This is a genomic window from Pontimicrobium sp. MEBiC01747 (assembly GCF_053601635.1).
The window spans coordinates 1-3703 of sequence record NZ_JBSHNS010000078.1; the positions used below are offsets into that span (position 1 = coordinate 1).

Consider the following 3703-nt stretch of genomic DNA (forward strand, 5'->3'; position numbering starts at 1 on the left):
GCCATAGCCTGCCTAATTGTTCTATCTGTAATTTTTCCATATAATGTATTAAAATCATTTACATAATCGCTATTAGAACTTACTGCTTTTGTTATCGTTTTTAAATCTGAATGAAATTCGTTTTCATTATTAATAACATTAATAATTTGCCCTTCTAAACTCCCCGCTCTTCCATCATGAAAAAAGCTTTTTTGTAAGGCTGCATAATGTAATGTTGGCGTATTTCGTGTTTGTCCTTTAAACTGTTTTAAACCATCTGTAAATGCTTTTTCTTTTTGATGACATGAGGCACAACTAATAGCTTTAGACTTTGATAAATTTACATCGTTAAATAACCGTTTTCCAAGGTTTGATTTTTCTACAGCGTTTTTTGTTGCTTTATTAATGTCCGAAAAATAATTAAGGTTAAATGTTTTAGCTGAAAATAAAGACGTTATATCGTTTTTTAATGCCAACTCAAAAGGGAATTCTACTTGCCAATCGTTTTGGGTTTTTACTAATAACTCTAACTGTTTGTGCGTGTGGTTCTTTATAAAATAATAGCGATTAAAAGCCTCAAATTTTGATGTTAATTTTTCTTGAGTAAGCACAAACTCTTCTGTCCATTGTTTTAATATAGATTGGTCTTTAAAATTAGATTTATAAATATTTAAAAGGTATTCTATTTCTTTATAAACAATTTTAGATTCACTAAGTGATTCTTCTAAAACTGGTGAGTCGAAACCTGTAACTCCAGTTAAGGCAACTCTTGCTATTGCATCTCTAAGCAACCATATAACATGATGTTTTTTTATATTTAAATGCGTATTGGTTGCTATTAATTGCAAGCGATCTTTAATAACTTTAGTGTTTTTAAGGAGCTCGTTTTTTGATGTATCTCCAAACAGTTGTTCTTCTAGTACTTGAAACCCTTTTGGTGATTTTATTTTAATATCTGTAGCATCTTCTTCTTCTACTTTAAGTATATTCGGTTGGTTTAAAAACTTGTAGTTTTCACTATCTATAAATGCTAGAAGTGGTTCTAAGGTTTTAAAACGTGCTCTTGCTTGTTTATAAAAATAGACTCTTTTGTTTGAAGTTGTTTTTTCTAAGGAATCTAAAAACAAAATGGTTTCGGCTATATTTTCCTTAAAATGAGTTTTTAAAGCAACATTTGGTGTTATACTTTCGTAAGTTTTAGTTTTTTCTTTGCAGCCAAAAAAACTAATACAAATTAAACACGCGCATGATAATAATGCACGTGTTTTAATTACTAATTCAAATTTATAAAATGTCATTTATCGCTCTAATCCATTTATAGTATAAATCATGCTTCCTTGTCCTGTCCATGGTGATGTATTTGCTTTTGGATCTGTGAAGCCTCCTTCCCATCCATGGTTTTGTGTAATAACCATAAATGTTTCATCTATTCCAACTATATCCGATACATCTATCATACCTGTAATTTCCCAAATCCCATTTGTGGTACCATAGCCTTGCGCCATTGCTGCTTCTTGATCGCACTCTAACACTGTTTTTAACTCTCCAGTAACTAAATTGTATTGGTATAATCTTGCAAAGTGTGTTTTATCTGCCGAATCAAAATATCCGTTTGGATCTTCTTGAATATATGCATAGTTATTGGTTACTAATATATTATCTGGACTATGAAACGTTTTTGCTTTTCCATTTATTTTATCTCCATCTAATACACATGTAATAGTACCTGCACCTGTAGGATCGTTTTCATTTAATGTTACTTTATATACTCTACCATAAGTGGTTCCTTTACCTACTAATCCTGGTTTTTTTCTACCTGTTACACAAAAGTATATTTCTCTGTTATTAGCAGCAGATCCTCTTCTCCAATCTATATCTTCTAATCTAGAAAATCCCATTGCTCCTTTTGTTTTTGCTTCTGCATCTAACATATCTATTTGTGTTTCTTGTAAAGCAACAAAATCGATTGGATACGATTGCCCTTCTTCCATATCCACTTCAAAGTCAATAGTATCATCTGTAACTCTTAATGCAAATAATTGTCCGCCATATAGGTCGCCTTTATCACCAACATACATTCCTAATTGTCCAGAAGGTATTTCGTTATTAGAGTGGTCGTCTCCAATAAATACTACTGTTTTTTCTGAGTATGCATTTTGCCCTATAGCAACTGCATTTTCTGTAGACCATTGTCCCATTGCTGGTAACATTTGTGCAAATGATGCTGAGTTAGCATCTCGTAATGGGTCTGTTAAAAAAACACCTTTTGAGGCTCCACCCCATTCTCCTCCTGAAAGGTATAATGGACCAAAACCATGCTCTTCTGGCGTTATTAAAGATCCTGAGCATTGTGCTGTATTTGCCGTAGCTGTAGCATTTAATATATGCTCTCCTTTTACAGGTTTAAAAGTTTCATCTAAAGTTATTCTAGCTATAGCAAAATCGGCTTCAATATTATTAATTAATGTATAGGTATTGTCTTCATTTTTAATAAGCCCAGCACCATCTGCCATAGAACCGTATACAAATGCAGGAGATTCTGGCAGCATATCTTCAGAAGATATTAAAGGGTATATATTAACGTCTGAAAACTCTGATGTTGTTTTTAAAAAATTAGGAGAAACAGAGTGTGCTTTTAAAGTAACTGGGTTAGATGGTTCTTGCCCTATAGTGTTGTCATCATCATTATTGCAGCTTATTAAAGATGTTAATGCTAAGGTTATAAAACCAAATTGTAAATAGTATTTCATTTTTTGAGTTGTTGTTTTTATTTTGAACAGTTCAAATTAACAACTCAAATGTTATGTAAGTTTTAGTACTATTTTAATAGATTTTAATTTAATTGTTACCTGTATTAAATAATAGTAAACTTAACTTTTAGAGAATGTATTATTATTGTTATGTATATGTTATTGCTCTTATTACTAAAGCTCTAACAATTTTATACTATAAACGCGCTATAAAAAAAAAGACCACAATAATAATTATTGAGGTCTTTTGTTTATGATAATTAAATAAATTAGATTTTTTTAACTCGAACGGCATTTAAACCTTTCATTCCTTTTTCTAATTCAAATTGTACTTTATCGTTTTCAGTAATTTCATCTATTAACCCACTAACGTGACAAAAATATTTTTCACTATCAAGTGCATCTATAATGAAACCAAAACCTTTAGATGAATCATAGAAAGATACTTTTCCTTTGTGGATTGGATCTACTTCCTCTACATCACTATCATCTTTTTTAGGTATGCCCAAAACAATGTTTTTAGCTTTTACCTTAATTTTGTCTTCAGGGTTTGGAGGCGTATCTGTTAGATTTCCATTAAAATCTACGTACGCAAATTGGATTCCTTTTTTTCCGCTTTCGGCAGCTTCTGCTTTACGGGCTTCCATTTTCTTTCTCTTCTCTTCTCGCTTTTTAAGGCGTTTTTTTTCTTTTTCTAATTTGTTAAATGTCTGTTGCGACTTTGCCATTCTTTGCTTTAAATATTAAATTTTTATATAAATTATAAAGTAATTTACAATCTATTTTTTACAAAAGTAAATATTTTCAATGATTTTTCTATGTTTATGCTTGTTATTCTTTGAAATTTGGTGCAGATATTACTTTTGGCAATCTAGTTTTCTTCTTTTTCTTTAACTATTGTTATTGTAGCTTTTACACCTGTAGCTAAATTCCATTGGTTCATAGATATGGTTTGCCCTTTATCATTCAACACC

General features: G+C 30.8%; 3 protein-coding genes. All 3 read right to left on the reverse strand.

The annotated features are described in order from the left end of the window. Positions 1 to 1277, reverse strand: a 1277-nt coding sequence (locus tag ACVC2P_RS01280; RefSeq protein ID WP_452596673.1) for a cytochrome-c peroxidase, incomplete at its 3' end; no start/stop codon positions are given. Next, the gene (locus ACVC2P_RS01285) at positions 1278 to 2729 is read right to left on the reverse strand and encodes an alkaline phosphatase PhoX (RefSeq protein WP_452596674.1); all 1452 of its coding nucleotides are present in this window, start codon (positions 2727 to 2729) and stop codon (positions 1278 to 1280) included. Positions 2730 to 2998: 269 nt separating this feature from the next. Continuing rightward, entirely contained in the window at positions 2999 to 3457 is a 459-nt protein-coding gene (locus tag ACVC2P_RS01290) for a cold-shock protein (RefSeq protein ID WP_452596675.1), read from the reverse strand. Between the last annotated feature and the right edge of the window lie 246 nt (positions 3458 to 3703).